The organism is Plantactinospora mayteni (genome assembly GCF_016862935.1).
Taxonomy (GTDB): domain Bacteria; phylum Actinomycetota; class Actinomycetes; order Mycobacteriales; family Micromonosporaceae; genus Plantactinospora; species Plantactinospora mayteni.
In genome coordinates, this window is the sequence record NZ_BONX01000023.1 from 162,984 (window position 1) to 180,409 (window position 17,426).

Consider the following 17,426-nt stretch of genomic DNA (forward strand, 5'->3'; position numbering starts at 1 on the left):
ACACGCAGTGGCGGCCGGCGCTGACCGGCGCCGGCCGCGGCTGTGGTCCGGCCCTGTCGCCGTGCCAGGCGCGCGGCCGGGGCCGGATCCGCGTCAGTGGCCGAGCAGCAGGTCCTTGACCTCCTTGAGCGCGGCGTCGACCTCGGCCTCGAAGTAGCCGCCGGGGACCAGCCCGAACCGGGTGGTGTCGAGGTCGGCCGGGTTGACCGGCATCGGGCCCCTGCCCGCCATGCTGCCGAGGATCCCCTCGAACAACCGGTCGACCTGGTCCGGGTCGTAGCCGCTGCCGAACCGGCGTACCTGGAACGAGCGCCGGATGTGGTCGATCCGGGCCATCTCACTGCCCGGCTGGGCCATCGGCGGCGGACCGCCGAGCCCCGGGCCGCCGGCCGGTGGGCCTCCCATCGGCGGCCCGCCGGCCGGCCCGGGCATCGGCGGCAGGGCGTCGCCCATGCCACGCCCCGGGCCACGAGGGTCTCGGTCCGGCATCCGGATCTCGGCCGTCATGTCGGCCCGGCCGGGCCGCCCCGCGTCGAACCCGTCGAAGCGCTCGTTCGACCCGAAGCCGCCGGGCGGACCACCCGGACCACCCGGACCGCCGGGCGTACGCGGCGGAAGTGCCGCCCCCGGGCCGCGCTGCGGGTCGAACCCGCCCCGCTGCGGCTCGAAGCCACCCCGCTGGGGCTCGGGCGGACCACCCCGCTGCGGGTCGAACCCGCCGCGCGGCGGTGGCTCCATCCCGCCCCGCTGCGGCTCGAAGTCCCCGCGCTGGGGATCGAAGTCCCCGCGCTGGGGATCGAAGTCCCCGCGCTCGGGCTCGAAACCCCCGCGCTGCGGCTCGAAACCACCGCGTTGCTGCTCGAACCCGCCGCGCTGGGGCTCGAACCCGCCGCGCTGCGGGTCGAAGCCCCCACGCTGCGGTTCCATCCCGCCGCGCTGCGGCTCGAATCCGCCGCGCTGGCCGCCGAAGGTGCCGGTCGGTTCGTCGTACTGGCCGTAGGGGTCGTTGGGCGGACCGGCCTGGGCCGGCATCGGCCGCGACGGAGGCTGGCCGGGTGGAAGACCACGGTCGTCGCGCATCGGTGGCCCCATCCGATCCGGCGGCCCCATCCGATCCGGCGGGCCGAGCCGATCGGGGGGTCCCATCCGGTCCGGCGGGCCCATCCGGTCGGGGGGTCCCATCCGGTCGGGGGGTCCCATCCGGTCGGGGGGTCCCATCCGGTCGGGCGGGCCCATCCGGTCCGGTGCCCCCCGGTCGGCCAGCCGGGGGTCTCCGCCCCGGCCGCCGCCGCGCTCCTCCAGCTCGGCGATCTGCCGCTCCACCCGGTCGAGATGCAGGTCCACCTGCCACTCGTCGTACCCGCCGAAGCGCACCCGGAAGACGACGTCGTGTACCTCCTGGGAGGCGACGGGTGCGCCCAGCGACTCACCGGCGAGCGTGGCCTCGACACGATCCAGGAAGGTGTCCACCTCATCGACCTTGTAGCCCCGCCGGAGCGCCTTGCGCCGGAAACGCTGACCCTGACTCGCCACTATGTCTCCTGGTTCGCTCGCTCGCTTCGCTCGCTCACGCCGCCGCCCCGCCACTCGCGTCGGCGCCGCAAGCGGCACTACTAAGCCTGTTGACCCGGTCGCTCACTGCGTCACCGCTGCGGCGGCCAGTTGGCCGCACGCCCCGTCGATCTCGCGCCCCCGGGTGTCCCGGACGGTCGTCGAGACACCGGCCGCGCGGAGCCGCCGGACGAACTCCCGCTCTACCGGCTTCGGGCTCGCGTCCCAACGACTCCCCGGAGTCGGGTTGAGCGGGATCAGGTTCACGTGGGTCAGTCGACCGGTCAACAGCCGACCGAGGAGGTCGGCCCGCCACGGCTGGTCGTTCACATCTCTGATCATCGCGTATTCAATGGACACGCGACGCCCCGTACGCTCCGCGTAGTGCCATGCGGCGTCCAGCACCTCGGCAACCTTCCACCGCTGGTTGACCGGAACCAGTTCGTCGCGCAGCTCATCATCGGGCGCATGCAGCGACAACGCAAGAGTCACCGACAGTCCCTCGTCGGCCAGCCGGCGCATCGCGGGGACCAGGCCGACCGTGGAGACGGTGACGTGCCGCTGCGAGAGGCCGAGCCCTTCGGGGGCGGGAGCGGTCAACCGCCGGACGGCGGCCACCACCCGGGCGTAGTTGGCCAGCGGCTCGCCCATGCCCATGAAGACCACGTGGGAGAGCCGGGACGGGGAGCCGGCGAGCAGACCGGACGCGGCCACCCCGGCGAGGTAGACGGCCTGGTCCACGATCTCGGCGGTGGAGAGGTTGCGGGTCAGCCCGGCCTGACCGGTGGCGCAGAACGGGCAGGCCATGCCGCAGCCGGCCTGGCTGGAGATGCAGACGGTGACCCGGTCCGGATAACCCATCAGCACGCTCTCGACCAGCGATCCGTCGTGCAGGCGCCACAACGCCTTGCGGGTCGCGCCGTCGTCGGTGGCGACCTCGCGTACCGGGGTGAGCAGGTTCGGCAGCAGCTCGGCCGCGATCCGGTCCCGGGCGGCGGCGGGCAGGTCGGTCATCCGTGCCGGCTCCCGGACCAGCCGCCCGAAGTAGTGCGTGGAGATCTGCCGGGCCCGGAACGCGGACTCCCCCAACTCGGTGACGACCGCCTGCCGTCCGGACAGGTCGAGGTCGGCGAGGTGTCGGGGCGGCATCGCCGCGCGACGCGACGTGGACCCGGTCGGGTCGTCCGAGGCGATCTGGATCAAGGGCAGGCTCGTCATGGCCTGTCCAGTCTCCCACGTCGGCGCGACAACGCACCTGGCCGGAGGTGCCGAACCCGTGACCAGGCTCGCAGCTCGCGGATGGGCGGGCTCATCTCACCTCTCAGCCGGCCGGGACGAAGATCGCCAACAGTAGGTACGCGGTGGGCACCGCGAAGAGGATCGAGTCCAGCCGGTCCATCAGCCCACCGTGCCCCGGCAGCAGGTTGCTCATGTCCTTGACCTTGAGGTCTCTCTTGATCATGGATTCGGCGAGATCGCCGAGGACGGCCGCGACCGAGACCGCCACCCCGAAGAGCGCGCCCCACCACAACTCCACGTCGAGCAGGTACGCCAGCAGCAGCGAGCTGCCCAGCGCAGCCGCCAGTACCGAGCCGGCAAAGCCCTCCCAGGACTTCTTCGGGCTCACCGAGGGGGCCATCGGATGCTTGCCGAAGGCCACTCCGGCGGCGTACCCGCCGGTGTCGGAGAGGACCACCGCGACCAGGGTGACCAGCACCCGCAGCTCGCCGTCGGCCGGCTCGGCGGCGAGCAGCGCCGCGAACCCGCCGAGGAACGGCACGTAGACCGCGATCAGGGTGGCCGCGATCATGTCCCGTTGGTAACCGGCCGGCCCGTCCCCGAGCCGCCAGACCATGGTGGCCAGCACGGTGACCAGCAGCCCGAGGCTGAGCGCGTCCGGACCGGCCCACCAGGCCAGCCCGACCATCAGCAGCCCGCCGGCGACCAGCGGCACGAGCGGCGGGTGCATTCCGGCGGGGCGTACCGCCCGGGTCATCTCCCAGATGCCGACGGCGACCGCGAGCGCCACCACGACCAGGAACGCCGGGCGGAACAGGAAGAGCGGCACGACGATCGCCGCGCCGAGCCCGAGGCCGACGCCGATCGCGGCCGGCAGGTTCCGGCCGGCCCGGGACTGCCCGGCGGGCTTGCCGGACCGGGTCGCCCGACGCCGGCCCGGGCCGGGACGGCCGGGCGGCGCCGGGTCAGGGTCCGGTTGCGGATCCGGGTCGACGAGCGGCCAGCCGACCGGGTTGGTCGGGGCGTCCGCCGCCGGCTCGGCACGGTTTCGGGCGCGGTCGGCCCGATCGCGGTACGCCGCCGCGCCCTCCTCGGAACGCGCCGGCTCGGGAGAACGCCACTCCGCCGTCGGATCCGGTACGCCCTCGGCCCGCTGGCCGTTGCGGTGCCCGGTCGACCCTCCCCGCCGGTCGGCGTCGGAGTAGCCGTCACCCGCCCCCGGATAGCCCTCCGGTGCTGCCGGATACGTCTCCGCCGCCCCCGGATGGCCGTTCGGCGCGGCCCGGTACCCGTCCGCCGGGCCCCGGTACCCGTCCGCCGGGTCCTGGTACGCCTCCTCGGGACGATCCCCGGGCGTGCCCGGGTACGCCCCGCCCCGGCCGGGGTACGGCCCGCCCGGGTAGGCGTCCGCCGAGGAGGGGTACGCCTCCGGGGCGGCCGGATAGGACTCCGAGGTGATCGGATACGCGTCCGTCGGGGCCGAATAGGCGTCGGGCGCGGCACCGCCGCGCCGCGCCCGAGCCCAGGCGTCGTCGTCGCCGGCCGGCCACTGTCGGCCCGACGGCCCGTCCTGGTGTCCCGGGCCACGGGACCACTCCGGGCCACGTGGTTGCTCCGGCCGCTGCCAGCCACGCGGCTCGGCGGTATCGCCGTAGGGGTCGACGTGGGACATCAGACCTCGAGCAACTCGGTTTCCTTGTGTTTCACCAACTCGTCGACGTGGGAGACGTACTTGTGGGTGAGGTCGTCGAGTTCCTTCTCGGCACGCCGGCCCTCGTCCTCGCCCGCCTCGCCGTCCTTGACGATGCGGTCGAGTTCCTCCTTGCCGCGCCGACGGATGTTCCGGATCGCCACCTTGGCTTCCTCACCCTTGTGCCGGGCCACCTTGATCATGTCCCGGCGCCGCTCCTCGGTCATCTGCGGCAGCAGGATGCGCAGCTGGTTGCCCTCGTTGTTGGGGTTCACGCCGAGGTCGGAGTCGCGGATCGCCTTCTCCATGGCCTGCAACTGCGACGCGTCGTACGGCTTGATGATCGCCATCCGCGGTTCGGGCACTCCGACGGAGGCCATCTGGGTCAGCGGGGTGGGACTGCCGTAGTAGTCGATAATGATCTTGGAGAACATCGCCGGAGTGGCCCGCCCGGTACGGATGGCGCCAAACTCCTCCTTGGCGTGCTCGACCGCGCGCTCCATCTTCTCCTCGGACTCGAGGAGGGTGTCGTCGATCACCTGCTCCTTCGCCTCCCTCTGCTGGCTGCTGCTCCCGAAATACTCCACCCGGGCCCCCACCCGTCGGCCCGGGTCCCTGCCCGACTCACGTCGTGATCAACGTGCCGATCGGCTCGCCCGCGACCGCCCGGATGATGGTGTCGTCGCCCTCGGCGCCGAACACCAGCATCGGCAGGCCATTCTCCTCGCAGAGGCTGAACGCGGCGGCGTCGGCGACCCGGAGGCCCCGACGCAGCACCTCGGAGAAGGTGATCTTGTCAAGCTTGCTGGCGTCGGGGTCGGTACGCGGATCGGCGGTGTAGACGCCGTCCACCCCGTTCTTGCTCATCAGCACCACGTCGGCGCGGATCTCCAGGGCCCGCTGCGCGGCGACGGTGTCGGTGGAGAAGTACGGCATGCCGGCGCCGGCGCCGAAGATCACTACCCGGCCCTTCTCCAGGTGCCGGATGGCCCGCAGCGGGATGTACGGCTCGGCCACCTGGGCCATCGTGATCGCGCTCTGCACCCGGGTCTCGATCTCCTCCTTCTCCAGGAAGTCCTGGAGCGCGAGGCAGTTCATCACGGTGCCGAGCATGCCCATGTAGTCGGCCCGGGCCCGGTCCATGCCACGCTTCTGCAACTCCGCGCCACGGAAGAAGTTGCCGCCGCCGACCACCACCGAGACCTGCACACCCCGGCGTACCACGGTTGCGATCTGCCGCGCGATGGCCTGGACGACGTCCGGATCGACGCCGATCGCCCCACCGCCGAAGACCTCGCCGGAGAGCTTCAGCACCACCCGGCGGGCTCGCCCGGGCGGCGGTGCCGTCGGATCGTCCGCCGCGAGGGTCCGGTCATTCACAACCTGCGTCATCCGACCCGCCTTTCCCACGCCGGTACGCCGGCGCCCAGTTCAGCCAACCTGCCGCTGCTGACCCTACGTGACGAGGAGGCCGCGGTGTCCGTCACGTACACCTGCGGCCTCCCGTCCGTGTCGACTCCGCCGTGGGCCCAAGTCGCGGCGATCCGGGCCCACGGTAGCGGTCAGGCCTGGCCGACCTCGAACCGGACGAACCGGGTCACCTCGATGCCGGCCCCGGCCAGCACCTGCTTGACCGACTTCTTGTTGTCGGCGACCGACGCCTGCTCGATCAGGACGTAGTCCTTGAAGAACGCGTTGACCCGACCCTCGATGATCTTCGGCAGGGCGGCCTCGGGCTTGCCCTCCTCGCGGGCGGTCTGCTCGGCGATGCGCCGCTCCGACGCGACGGTCTCGGCCGGCACCTCGTCCCGGGTCAGGTACTTCGGGCGCATCGCGGCGATCTGCATGGCGACACCGCGCGCGTCGGCGTCGGCCGCCTCGTCGGCCTTGCCCGCGTACTCCACCAGCACGCCGACCTGCGGCGGCAGGTCCTGCGCCTTGCGGTGCAGGTAGACCGCGACGGTCCCGTCCACCGCGGCGAAGCGGTTGAGCACCAGCTTCTCGCCGATCTTGGCGGACTGCTCCTGTACGGCGTCGGCGACGGTCCGGCCGTCGGGCAGCGTGCTGCCGAGCAGACCCTCGGCGTCGACGACCCCGGCCTGCGCGCCGTGCTCCACCAGGAGCTGCGCGAACGCGACGAAGTCGGCGTTCTTGGCGACGAAGTCCGTTTCGCAGTTGAGTTCGAGCAGTGCCTTGCCGGAGTGCGCCACCAGACCATTGGCGGCGGTCCGGCCGGCCCGCTTGCCGACGTCCTTGACGCCCTGGACGCGCAGGACCTCGACAGCCTTGTCGAAGTCGCCCTCGGCCTCGATGAGGGCCTTCTTGCAGTCCATCATGCCGGCGCCGGTGAGGTCCCGGAGCTTCTTGACGTCCGCGGCGGTGAAGTTGGACATGACTCTCTCTTCGGTGTGTAACGCGGCTGATTCGTGGTCTTCTGCGGATTACCCGGATGGTCTTGTACGGCTTACCCGGATCGGGATCCGCCGTGCCTCGTACCCGATCGGGGTCCGCCGGCCGGACGATCAGCCGGCGGAACCCGAAACGAAGGTCACTCGGCGGCGACGCCCGCCGGCTCGCCGGCCTTCTGCTCCGCCTCGCCGGCCGCCTTCTGCTCCGCCTCGCCGGTCGCCTTCTTCTCGTTGTCCTCGATCAGCTCGCGCTCCCACTCGGCGAGCGGCTCGTCGGCACCGACCACACCCGGCTCCGGCTTCTCGTCGGTGCCGCGGCGCTTGCCGGAACGGGCGATCAGACCGTCGCCGACGGCCGCCGCGATGACCTTGGTCAGCAGCTCGGCGGAGCGGATCGCGTCGTCGTTACCCGGGATCGGGAAGTCGACCTCGTCCGGGTCGCAGTTGGTGTCGAGCACGGCGATCACCGGGATGCCCAGCTTGCGGGCCTCGTCGACGGCGATGTGCTCCTTCTTGGTGTCGACCACCCAGATCGCGGCGGGGACCTTCTGCATGTCCCGCAGGCCACCGAGGGTGCGGGTCAGCTTGTCCTTCTCGCGGGAGAGCTGGAGGGTCTCCTTCTTGGTGTAGCCCTGCGCGGTGCCCGACAGGTCGCCGAGGGCCTCGAGCTCCTTCATCCGCTGGAGCCGCTTGTAGACCGTCTGGAAGTTGGTCAGCATGCCGCCGAGCCAGCGGTGGTTGACGTACGGCTGGCCGACCCGGGTCGCCTGCTCGGCGATCGCCTCCTGGGCCTGCTTCTTGGTGCCAACGAAGAGGATGCTGCCACCCTCGGCGACGGTCCCGCGCACGAATTCGAAGGCCTTCTCGATGTAGTCGAGGGTCTGCCGCAGGTCGATGATGTAGATGCCGTTGCGCTCGGTGAAGATGAAGCGCTTCATCTTCGGGTTCCAGCGCCGGGTCTGGTGCCCGAAGTGGACACCGCTCTCCAGCAGCTGGCGCATGGTCACTACGGCCATGGTGGGGTGCTCCTTAGTTGTCCCTGGTTGTCACGCCGGGCCGGCGGCCTGGCGTCCTGGCGCCTGGTCGCCGGCCATGGCGGACCCGATCGGAATCGGGACCAGGGGGCCGTCGCCCCACGGACGGACCGTGGGGAGGGCACGCGAGGTCGACCGCACGGGGCGGTCGCCAATCGCCAAGTGTACGCCCCGCCGTACCCAGCAGCACACAAACCCCCACCCACCACCGCTCACCGGCGGATCCGGTCCAACCCGGCCGCCGAACCCCGTGGGCAGTGCCCGGTTTCGGGGCGTCCCGGCCCGGCCGGTCCGGTCGTCACCCTCCGGACCGGCCGGGCCGCCAGTCCCGTCCCGCGCCCCCGTTCGGGGTACCTCCGGTCGCCGTCACCCCGACCGGCCGTCGCCCTGAACTGCCGTCGCCCCTGCACTGCCGTCACCCGGCGCCCGGACAGCGGCCGACGGGCGGCCCGTCAGCCGGCGGCGAGTGCCGCCGCGACGAAGAGCACGAGGCCGACGGTGAGATACCCGGTCGGTGGGCGAAGCCAGGCCCGACCCGGATCGGCCAGGGCTGCGGCGCTGGTGACGAGGCCGTACAGACCGGCGGCGAAGATCGGCAACCCCAGCACCAGGAAGATCCCGGAGAGTACCGCCGACGGCAGGACCGGATCGCCGAGCGCACCGTCGAGAAGCAGGCGTACCGCCGGCACCTCGAAGATCACCGCGAGCACCGCCAGGACCACGGCCAGGACGGGCCGGCGGGTCCGGTACACGCCGTCACCGGCCGGCAGGCCGAGTCCACCGGGCAGACCCGGCGCCGGGTGGCCCGGCGCTCCCGGGGCGGTCGGCCGGTGCGGCGTCGCGTGGTCGATCGGCTCGCTGTGCTGGCTCGCCAGGCCGGCACCGATCGGTACGCCGCCCGCGCCGGCTCGCCGATCGACCTGCGGCACCAGGTTGGTCGGCTGGTCCAGCACGCCGGCCTGGTCGAAGCCGTGCCCCGGCTGGCCGGGGTCGTCCCGACGGCCCGGCAGGCCGGAATCGCCGGCACTGCCCGGCTGGACCGGGTCGCCGCCACGGCCCGGCTGGACCGGGTCGCCGCCACGGCCTGGCAGGCCGGAGTCGCCGCCACGGCCCGGCTGCACGATCGGGTACCCGCTCAGCGGCGACCGGCTCGGGTCAGCCGTCATGGACGAGCGCCCCGGATCGGCGGACCCGGCAGCCGACCGTCCCTGATCGGCGAACGCGGCAGCCGACTGACCCGGATCGGCGGACCCGGCAGTCGGCCGACCCGGTTCGGTGAACGCGGCAGCCGAGTGACCCGGTTCGGCCGGTGCGACGCCGTGCCGCCCGGCACCCCAGCCCTCCTCCGGCGCGGGTGGGCCGGCATCGTGTCGCCCGGCGACCCGCCCCTCGTCCGGGGTGGCGGGAACGGTCTCGTGCCCCGTCCCGACGGGAATGCGGCTCGTGGTGTCCGGGGACTGGATGCGAGCGGTGACGTCGGCGGCGCCGGATGCCGTGTCGCCGACCTGCCCGATCGGGCCCGCCGCCCATGGGCTGGGCGAATGCCCGGAACCGGCCCCGATCGGGGCGGCGCCGAAGCTCGGCAACGGCACCTCCAGGGAGGACCGGGCCGGATCAGAGGCGACGGTCGGCACGAAGCCGGGGAAACCCCGCAAGTCGGATCCGGGGGTCGCGCCGGAGCCGCCGTCCAAAGGGTTCCCGCCACGCGGGTCCGGCACCTGGTACTGGTCCGGTCCGGCTGCGCCGTACCGGGTCGGATCGGCGTACCGCTCGGTGCCGGCCTCGAAGGGCTGGCCGTACCGGCCGTCCGGCGCTGGACCGCCGCGCGGGGTCGACGCGGCCGACTGCTCCGTACCGGGGTGCCGGTCCTCGCCGACGCCGGGCCATCGCTGGTCGGGATAGCCACGGCCGTCGGACCGCCAGCCGGGCGCCTGTTCTTCCGGGAAGTTGCGTTGCTGCTCCACGGCCACGCACCGTATGTGACCTGCCCGGCTACCCGCCAGTTGACCGCACCACCGTCGGTCGTCGGTGAGGTGCCCGTCACTGGGTCACGCCCCTCCCACACGTCGGCCGAGGCCCCGGCGGGACCGGCGTCGCCGCCCCGGCCCGGACGGCCGGCGTCCCGTCCCGGGTGACCAGCGTCCCGGTCCAGACGACCAACGTCCCGGCCGAACGGGCGGCGTCACGTCCTGGATACGGGTGATCCGGCTGGGTGCGGGTGATCCGGCCTCGGGGCGGCCTGTGGCCGGAGTGGCTCTTATAGCAGCCGAAGTGCTTGATCGTCCGACCGTCCACAGCACCCCCGATATCCACAGCCGGGCACGTCGAGGGTTGTCCCGCGCGCCGGCCGGGGCCAGGGTCCAGCCATGACAGCGGCGAGACAGGCGGTCGGGGCGTACGGGGAGCGGTGTGCCGTACGGCACCTGACCGAAGCGGGGCTGCGGGTGGTGGCCCGCAACTGGCGGTGTACCGGCGGCGAGATCGACATCATCGCCTGGGAGGGCGACGTCCTCGCCTTCTGCGAGGTCAAGACCCGGCGGGGCGACACGTTCGGCACCCCGGCCGAGGCGGTGGTGGGCGACAAGGCGCGCCGGCTGCGCCAGTTGGCCATCGAGTGGTTACGGACCAGCGGGGCACATCCGGAGCAGATCCGGTTCGACGTCGTCGAGGTGTACCCGGCGCGCAGCGGCCCTGCCCGGGTCGAGCACCTGCGAGCGGCGTTCTGAGTACGACGATCTCTTGTTGCCAGAAATGGCAACCAGAAGCGACCCGTCCGCATACCCTCACCCGGGTCCCGCCCGACATCGGCGGGCAACTGCCCGGGTGGGACGAGCTACGCGAGCAGGTCGCGGCCGTCCCGTCCCGGGGCGCGGCGGCGCATCTGGACGGCGCCCGGATCTGGGAGGCGCAGACCTACCACCGCCGCCCGTTCGCGGAGATCGCCGGCCTGTTCGACACGGTCTAACCTCGCTCTGCAAGGCCCTGCTCGGCATCCGGGGCGCCGTTCTCGCCGCCGACGCCGCGACCAGCGCGGAGGCGGCGCTGTGCCGGAGCCGGCTGGGCGGAGCGATCCACGATGCCTGGCCACTGGCGCTGGCCGGACCTGCCGGCCTGGACAACCTGCTGCCCCGGATGCCGGCGTTCCGGGAGCACGCGATCGCGATCGCCGATGCGATCAACACCGATGGTGTGGCGCTGGTCCGGCCCGATCCGCCGCAGATGCCACTCTTCCACGTCCACCTCCCCGCCTCGCGGCGGGACGTCGAACGGGCCGGCGAGGCGATGCTCGCCGAGCCTGGCGTCAAACTCTTTCCCCGGGTGTTCTCCGCCTCTTTCCCCGGGTTCTCCGCGCTGGACCCGCGACGGTGCGGCTTCGAGGTCACGGTGGGCGAGCAGGCCGTGGCGTACCTCCCCGGCCGAGGTCGTCGCGCTCCTGCACGGACTCCTCGACCGGGTCCAGCCCTGGACCGATGGTCGACACCAGGTCGCAAAGCCCGAACCACGCCCGGCAAACCCCGGAGCTGACCGGCTGGACCGGTCGACCGGTTCGGCGCCGGCCTCTCCTGCATCGCGCCGCAGGCCGGGAGAGTGCGCGTCCGGGTCGACGCAGGGCACTCCGTCCCAGGCGACGGCGAAGACCCGCCCCGGGGCTGTCGGCCGGCGCCGTACCCGAGCGGGCACGCAAGCGCCGCGAACGAGGGGTGGTCCCCGCACCACGGTCGACGTGACCTCGGCCGAGATGGGCCAGGGGATGCTGGCGGTTCATCCTGGTCGACTCCGACACCTGGCTGGGCGGTCCGCCGGCCCGGGACTTCCTGTCGACGGTTCCCGGACTGACCGTACGCGCAGGTCGACGGGGCAGGGTCGACGGGCGCATAGCACAGTCACCGCTTGATCGTCCGGACATCCACAGGGGCCTCGGTTGTCCACAGGCCACTCCGCCGGGACCTCCCATCGAATCCGGTCCGGGCACCGTCGAATCCATGCCGATACCGCGAGACAGCTCCACCGGGCTCCACCGATGAGTTACGCCAGAGTGCTCTGCGTGGGACTGGTCGGGGTGACCGGGCACGTCGTCGAGGTCGAGGCCGACCTGGCCACCGGTCTGCCCACCGTCGTGCTGTCCGGACTGCCCGACACCGCACTCAACGAGGCCCGAGACCGGGTACGCGCCGCGATCGTCAACTCCGGCCAGCGCTGGCCGAACCGCCGGATCACCGTCAACCTGCTGCCGGCAACGCTGCCGAAGCACGGTTCGGCGTTCGACCTCGCCATCGCGGCGGCGCTGCTCGGCGGTTCGGGCGAGATGCCACTCGCCCCGCTCGACCAGGTCGCCGTCCTCGGCGAGTTGGGGCTCGACGGGACGGTCCGACCGGTCCGGGGCGTACTGCCGATGGTCGCGGCGGCGGCCCTGGCCGGCATCACCCGGGTGGTCGTACCACTGGACAACGCTGCCGAGGCGTCGGTCGTACCAGGGGTACGGGTCCGGGCGGTCGACACCCTGCACCGGCTGGTGGCCTTCATCCGGGACGGTGCGCCGCTGCTCGATCCGCCGTCCCCGCCGGCGGTGCCACCCCGCCCCGGGCCCGATCTCGCCGACGTCGCCGGGCAGGGTCTCGGGCGACGTGCCCTGGAGGTGGCCGCGGCCGGTGGGCACCACCTGGCCCTGCTCGGCCCGCCCGGGGCTGGCAAGACGATGCTGGCCGAGCGCCTGCCCTCGATCCTGCCCGAGTTGGACGACGAGGCCGCCCTGGAAGTGACCGCGCTGCACTCGATCGCCGGCCTGCTGCCGCCGGACGGGCAACTGCTGCGCCGACCGCCGTTCCAGGCCCCGCACCACACGGCGACGGTCGCCTCGCTGGTCGGCGGCGGATCGGGGCTGGCCCGGCCCGGCGCCGTGTCGTTGGCCCATCGTGGGGTGCTATTTCTCGACGAGGCTCCCGAATATGCCCGGGGCGCGCTGGAGGCGCTGCGCCAACCGCTGGAGAGCGGCCGGATCGTGCTGACCCGAGCCCGGGGCGGCACGGAATATCCCGCCCGGGTCCAACTGGTGGTGGCGGCCAACCCGTGCCCCTGTGCGAAACCCTCCGGCGACATCTCGTGCGAGTGCACGCCACTAGCCCGCCGCCGCTACCTCGGTCGGCTCTCCGGCCCGCTGCTGGACCGGCTGGACGTGCAGGTGACGGTGAGCCCACTACGTGCGGCGGAACTGATGGCCGCCGAGCAGACCATCGAGTCGTCCGCCGTGGTCGCCGAACGGGTCGGCAAAGCTCGGGCCGCCGCCGCTGCCCGGTGGGCCGTCGGCGGTTGGCGGGTCAACGCCGAGGTGCCGGGGCCGCAGCTGCGCCATCCCCGGTGGCGATTGCCGGCAAACGACACGTACGCGCTGCGTCGGCTGCTGGACAGCGGCGCGCTCTCCGCCCGTGGCTTCGACCGGGTGATCCGGCTGGCCTGGAGCATCGCCGACCTTGACGGTCGGCAACGTCCCGATGCCGGTGACGTGCACGAAGCGACCCAACTTCGTACCGGGAGCATCACATGACCAGACCAGCACGCCCCGCTCCGGCCGCGCCGAGCCGCGATCCCGAGCCACCGCTCGATCCGGTGCGACCACCGCACCCCAGCTCGGATCCGGAGACCGAGCCGTCGAGCGATCCGATTCCGGAGCTGGACGGGACGGTGGCGATGGACGAGGACCGGCTGGCACGTATCGCTCTGACCTGGCTCTTCGAGCCCGGTACCCGGGCGGTGTTCCGCCTGGTGCGGCAGGTCGGAGCGGTCGGGGCACTGCGCCGACTGCTCGCCGGGAAGGTCCCGGACCAGCGGCTGCGGGCAACGGTCGAGTCCCGGCTGGCCGCCGGAGACCCGTGGCAGGTCGCGCTCACCGCCGCCGAGCAGACCGAGCGGCTCGGCGCGCGCCTGGTGACTCCCGCCGACCCGGAGTGGCCGACCCGGCTGCTGAGCCTCGACAAGCTCAGCCTGCCCGGTGCCGATCGCAGGGTCGACCAGGAGACGGCACCACCGCTCTGCTTCTGGGTACGCGGTGCCTGGTCGCTCGGCGAGGCGCTGCAACGGTCGGTGGCGGTGGTCGGGTCCCGGGCCGCCACGCCGTACGGGCTGCACGTCGCCACCGAGATCGCCTTCGGTCTGGCCGAGCGGGGCTGGGCCGTCGTCTCCGGTGGCGCGTTCGGCATCGACGCGGCGGCGCACCGGGGCGCCCTGAACGCCGGTGGCCTGACCGTGGCGGTCCTCGCCTGCGGTGTCGACCGGCCATATCCGATGGGCAACACCGCGCTCTTCGACCGGATCGCCGATGTCGGCCTGCTGGTCAGTGAGTGGCCGCCCGGGGCCGAGCCGCTGCGGCCACGGTTCCTGATCCGTAACCGGGTGATCGCCGCCGCGACCGCCGGCACCCTGGTGGTCGAGGCGGCGGCCCGCAGCGGTGCCACCCAGACGCTGCGCCGGGCGATCGCGATGGAGCGACCGTCGATGGTGGTGCCCGGGCCGGTCACCTCCGCGATGTCGGTCGGGGCACACGAACTGCTCCGTGAATATCCCGAGGCACGACTGGTCACCGGCGTGCCGCACATCCTCGAGGAGGTGGGACGGATCGGTGCCGACCTCGCTCCGCCGGTTCGTGGTCCCGACCGCCCGCAGGATGCGCTCGACGACGAGTCCGCGCTGATCCTGGAGTCGGTTCCCCGACGCGGCCCGCTCGGTCCGGACGTCCTCGCCGCGCGGACCGGCCTCGACCTGCGTACCGCTCTGCGCAAGCTCTCCCTGCTGGAGCAGTTGGGTCTGGTGCTCCGCCGGGACGGGGGATACACCCTCGCTCCGGCGGCTACCCGACCCGGCCGCGCTCCGTCCGGTCAGCCCGTCCGGTGAACAGGGCTGCCGGCGTGTGCGTCCACCAGCCCCGACCGGCGAGACGTGCCCGGCCAAGGGCGTGTGCGACCACGAGCCCGACCGGCAAGGCGTGACCGGCCGAGGGCGTGTGCGACCACGAGCCCCGGACCGGCGAGACGTGCCCGGCCGAGGGCGTGTGCGAGCGCGAGCCCGAGCGGCAAGACGTGCCCAGCCAGGGGTTCCCGGGCCACCTGGCGGCGCCGAGGTGCGGCGTGTGACCGGAGCCGTGGTCGGGTGGCGACCACCGGGACGCAGGGGTTCTCGCACACCCCGCCGACCCTCTCCCCGGACGGCTCGGGGCGGTGTCGGGTCACGGCGAGCCGGCTTGACGTAGCCGACGCCCGAGGTACACCGTCGCGGGTGATGAGCCAGCCCAGTCGCAGTACCCGCGCCCGGCACGAGGCCCTGACACCGCCCTTCCGGGAAAGCGTCGACGACTTCGCCCAGCACCTCGCCTCGGTCGAGAACCGGTCGACGCACACCGTCCGGGCGTACGTCGCGGATGTGGTGTCGCTGCTCGACCATGCCGGCCGGATGGGTTGCGCCGCGCCCCGAGACCTCGACATCACCGTGTTGCGAAGCTGGCTGGCGAAGCTGCGTACTCTCGGGGCCGCCCGCGCCTCGCTGGCCCGCCGCGCCGCGTCCGCCCGTACCTTCACCGCCTGGGCGCACCGGGCCGGGCTGCTGGACGCCGACGTCGGTACCCAGTTGGCCAGTCCACGGGCACACCGGGAACTGCCGGCCGTGCTCCGGGCCGACCAGGCGAGCGAGTTGGTGGGGGCGCCCGGGGAGGCCGGGTCTGCGGAATCGTCGCGGGACCGGGCGGTCCTCGAACTCCTCTACGCCACCGGCATCCGGGTCGGCGAACTGTGCGGTCTGGACCTCGGCGACGTCGACCCGGCCCGGCGAGTGGTCCGGGTCCTGGGCAAGGGCGCCAAGGAACGCACGGTGCCCTACGGGCTGCCGGCGCAGCGGGCACTCGACGACTGGCTCCGGAACGGCCGGACCCGCCTGGCCGGGCCGGGCAGTGGCGCGGCACTGCTGCTCGGGGTACGCGGCGGGCGGCTCCAGCCCACCGTGGTACGCCGGATCGTCGCCGACTACGCCCGCGCGGCGGGACTGCCCCGGATCAGCCCGCACGGGCTACGGCACTCGGCCGCCACCCATCTGCTGGAGGGCGGCGCCGACCTGCGTACGGTGCAGGAGCTTCTCGGGCACGCCACGCTGTCGAGCACACAGATCTACACCCACGTATCGGTGGAACGGCTGCGGGCGGCGTACCGCCAGGCACATCCTCGGGCCTGACTCCCCTCACCCGGATGACACGTTCCCGGCCGGTTCCCGATCGGCACCGGGCTACGATCGCCGAATGAGCACTGCCGGGCCGCCGCCGCCCGTGCCGATTCCCGGCGCCCGACTGCTGTTCTCGCTGGATCCCGGCGTCGCCCACCTCAACCATGGCTCGTACGGGGCGGTGCCGATCGGCGTGCAGCGCGCTCAGCAGCGGCTGCGCGACGAGACCGAGGCCAACCCGATGCGGTTCTTCAACCGGGGACTCGTCGACCGGATCGCGCACGCCCGCCGACACCTGGCCGGCTTCCTCGGCGCCGATCCGGACGGGACGGCGCTGGTCGGCAACGTCTCCATCGGAGCCGCCATCGTGCTCCAGTCGCTCGGGTTGCAGCCCGGTGACGAGGTGGTCGACACCGACCACGGGTACGGCTCGTTCGCCCTCTCCGTCGATCGGGAGGCGCGCCGGACCGGGGCCGTACGGCGCACCCTGACCGTGCCGCTGACCGCCACCGACGAGGAGATCGTCGAGATCGTCCGGGCCGGGATCCGACCGGGCCGTACCAAGCTGCTCATCGTCGACCAGCTCACCTCCTCCACCGCCCGGCTCTTTCCGGCGGCGGCGATCGCCGCGGTGGCCCGGGAGCGCAACGTCCCGGTACTGGTCGACGGCGCGCACGCGCCCGGAATGCTGGCGACTCCGGTGCAGAGCATCGGCGCCGACTTCTGGGTCGGCAACCTGCACAAGTGGGGGTACGCCCCACGGGGCAGCGCCGTGCTGGTGGTGGCGCCCCGTTGGCGACCACGGATCGAGCCGTTGGCCGTCTCATGGCAGGAGGAGGCTGGCTTTCCGAGCCGGGTCGAATGGCAGGCGACGCTCGACTACACCGCCTGGCTCGCCGCACCGGTGGGCGTGTTCACCCTCCGTACGCTCGGGCTGGACCGGGTGCGGACGCACAACGCGGAACTGGCCGCGTACGGGCAGCGGGTGGTCGGCCGGGTTCTCGGGATCGCGCCGGCCGACCTGATCGACCCGGGCGGGCCGACGGTGTCGATGCGGATCCTTCCCCTGCCGGCCGGCGTCGCGACCACCTTTCCCGACGCCGTGGCGCTGCGGCAGCGGATCGGCGACGAACTCGGCGCGGAGGTCAACGTCAATCCGTGGCACGACCGAGGCTGGCTGCGGCTGTCCGGCCAGATCTACAACCGGGCGGACGAGTATGACCGCCTCGCTGAGCGCCTGCCCGCCCTGCTCGCCACGCTCTCCTGACCGGCCGCGCGGAGGGCGTCATCGACCGCCGCCCGCGG

General features: G+C 73.0%; 14 protein-coding genes. 5 read left to right on the plus strand and 9 right to left on the minus strand.

The annotated features are described in order from the left end of the window. Positions 1-93 precede the first annotated feature (93 nt). The 8 genes from Pma05_RS16895 to Pma05_RS44010 all read right to left on the minus strand — a co-directional run bounded on the left by Pma05_RS16895 (position 94) and on the right by Pma05_RS44010 (position 9,886). Positions 94-1,533, minus strand: a complete 1,440-nt coding sequence (locus tag Pma05_RS16895; RefSeq protein WP_203858371.1) for a DivIVA domain-containing protein — start codon at positions 1,531-1,533, stop codon at positions 94-96. A gap of 102 nt (positions 1,534-1,635) precedes the next feature. After that, entirely contained in the window at positions 1,636-2,769 is a 1,134-nt protein-coding gene (rlmN, locus tag Pma05_RS16900) for a dual-specificity RNA methyltransferase RlmN (protein ID WP_203858372.1), read from the minus strand. 103 nt (positions 2,770-2,872) lie between these two features. Next, on the minus strand, positions 2,873-4,462 hold the full coding sequence (locus Pma05_RS16905) for a phosphatidate cytidylyltransferase (protein ID WP_203858373.1): 1,590 nt from the start codon (positions 4,460-4,462) through the stop codon (positions 2,873-2,875). After that, a complete protein-coding gene (frr, locus tag Pma05_RS16910) occupies positions 4,462-5,019 on the minus strand; it encodes a ribosome recycling factor (protein ID WP_203858708.1) in 558 nt (185 codons plus the stop codon). The genes Pma05_RS16905 and frr overlap by 1 nt, the downstream gene beginning before the upstream one ends. An 85-nt stretch (positions 5,020-5,104) precedes the next feature. After that, positions 5,105-5,872, minus strand: a complete 768-nt coding sequence (gene pyrH / locus Pma05_RS16915) for a UMP kinase (protein WP_239312498.1) — start codon at positions 5,870-5,872, stop codon at positions 5,105-5,107. A 170-nt stretch (positions 5,873-6,042) separates the two neighbouring features. Next, on the minus strand, positions 6,043-6,873 hold the full coding sequence (tsf, locus tag Pma05_RS16920; RefSeq protein WP_203858374.1) for a translation elongation factor Ts: 831 nt from the start codon (positions 6,871-6,873) through the stop codon (positions 6,043-6,045). 155 nt (positions 6,874-7,028) lie between these two features. Then, positions 7,029-7,904: a 30S ribosomal protein S2 gene (rpsB, locus tag Pma05_RS16925; protein WP_203858375.1), complete on the minus strand. Its 876-nt coding sequence runs from the start codon at positions 7,902-7,904 to the stop codon at positions 7,029-7,031. Between the two features lie 470 nt (positions 7,905-8,374). Next, the gene (locus Pma05_RS44010; RefSeq protein WP_239312500.1) at positions 8,375-9,886 is read right to left on the minus strand and encodes a hypothetical protein; all 1,512 of its coding nucleotides are present in this window, start codon (positions 9,884-9,886) and stop codon (positions 8,375-8,377) included. 402 nt (positions 9,887-10,288) lie between these two features. Between Pma05_RS44010 and Pma05_RS16935 the strand changes: the two genes are divergently transcribed. Next, a complete protein-coding gene (locus tag Pma05_RS16935) occupies positions 10,289-10,648 on the plus strand; it encodes a YraN family protein (protein ID WP_203858376.1) in 360 nt (119 codons plus the stop codon). 235 nt (positions 10,649-10,883) lie between these two features. Here Pma05_RS16935 and Pma05_RS16945 read toward each other — a convergent pair whose 3' ends face one another. After that, positions 10,884-11,162, minus strand: coding sequence for a hypothetical protein (locus tag Pma05_RS16945; RefSeq protein ID WP_203858378.1), 279 nt, complete (start codon positions 11,160-11,162; stop codon positions 10,884-10,886). A 781-nt stretch (positions 11,163-11,943) separates the two neighbouring features. On the opposite strand from Pma05_RS16945, the gene Pma05_RS16950 reads away from it, so the two are divergent. The 4 genes from Pma05_RS16950 (at position 11,944) to Pma05_RS16965 (ending at position 17,388) form a co-directional block, all read left to right on the plus strand. Next, complete coding sequence (locus Pma05_RS16950; protein WP_203858379.1) at positions 11,944-13,464, plus strand: YifB family Mg chelatase-like AAA ATPase; 1,521 nt, start codon at positions 11,944-11,946, stop codon at positions 13,462-13,464. 143 nt (positions 13,465-13,607) lie between these two features. Continuing rightward, positions 13,608-14,807, plus strand: coding sequence for a DNA-processing protein DprA (locus tag Pma05_RS16955; RefSeq protein WP_239312591.1), 1,200 nt, complete (start codon positions 13,608-13,610; stop codon positions 14,805-14,807). A 384-nt stretch (positions 14,808-15,191) separates the two neighbouring features. Then, positions 15,192-16,133: a tyrosine recombinase XerC gene (locus tag Pma05_RS16960; protein WP_203858381.1), complete on the plus strand. Its 942-nt coding sequence runs from the start codon at positions 15,192-15,194 to the stop codon at positions 16,131-16,133. Positions 16,134-16,197: 64 nt separating this feature from the next. Continuing rightward, the gene (locus Pma05_RS16965; RefSeq protein WP_203858382.1) at positions 16,198-17,388 is read left to right on the plus strand and encodes an aminotransferase class V-fold PLP-dependent enzyme; all 1,191 of its coding nucleotides are present in this window, start codon (positions 16,198-16,200) and stop codon (positions 17,386-17,388) included. The last annotated feature ends 38 nt before the right edge of the window (positions 17,389-17,426 follow it).

What these genes read in the sequence shown, in the direction of transcription:
- rpsB (WP_203858375.1), bottom strand. Translation starts at nt 7,904, where the DNA reads ATGGCCGTAGTGACCATGCGCCAGCTGCTGGAGAGCGGTGTCCACTTC.
- Pma05_RS16955 (WP_239312591.1), top strand. Translation starts at nt 13,608, where the DNA reads ATGGACGAGGACCGGCTGGCACGTATCGCTCTGACCTGGCTCTTCGAG.
- Pma05_RS16935 (WP_203858376.1), top strand. Translation starts at nt 10,289, where the DNA reads ATGACAGCGGCGAGACAGGCGGTCGGGGCGTACGGGGAGCGGTGTGCC.
- pyrH (WP_239312498.1), bottom strand. Translation starts at nt 5,872, where the DNA reads ATGACGCAGGTTGTGAATGACCGGACCCTCGCGGCGGACGATCCGACG.
- rlmN (WP_203858372.1), bottom strand. Translation starts at nt 2,769, where the DNA reads ATGACGAGCCTGCCCTTGATCCAGATCGCCTCGGACGACCCGACCGGG.
- tsf (WP_203858374.1), bottom strand. Translation starts at nt 6,873, where the DNA reads ATGTCCAACTTCACCGCCGCGGACGTCAAGAAGCTCCGGGACCTCACC.
- Pma05_RS16965 (WP_203858382.1), top strand. Translation starts at nt 16,198, where the DNA reads ATGAGCACTGCCGGGCCGCCGCCGCCCGTGCCGATTCCCGGCGCCCGA.
- Pma05_RS16950 (WP_203858379.1), top strand. Translation starts at nt 11,944, where the DNA reads ATGAGTTACGCCAGAGTGCTCTGCGTGGGACTGGTCGGGGTGACCGGG.
- Pma05_RS16905 (WP_203858373.1), bottom strand. Translation starts at nt 4,462, where the DNA reads ATGTCCCACGTCGACCCCTACGGCGATACCGCCGAGCCGCGTGGCTGG.
- Pma05_RS16960 (WP_203858381.1), top strand. Translation starts at nt 15,192, where the DNA reads ATGAGCCAGCCCAGTCGCAGTACCCGCGCCCGGCACGAGGCCCTGACA.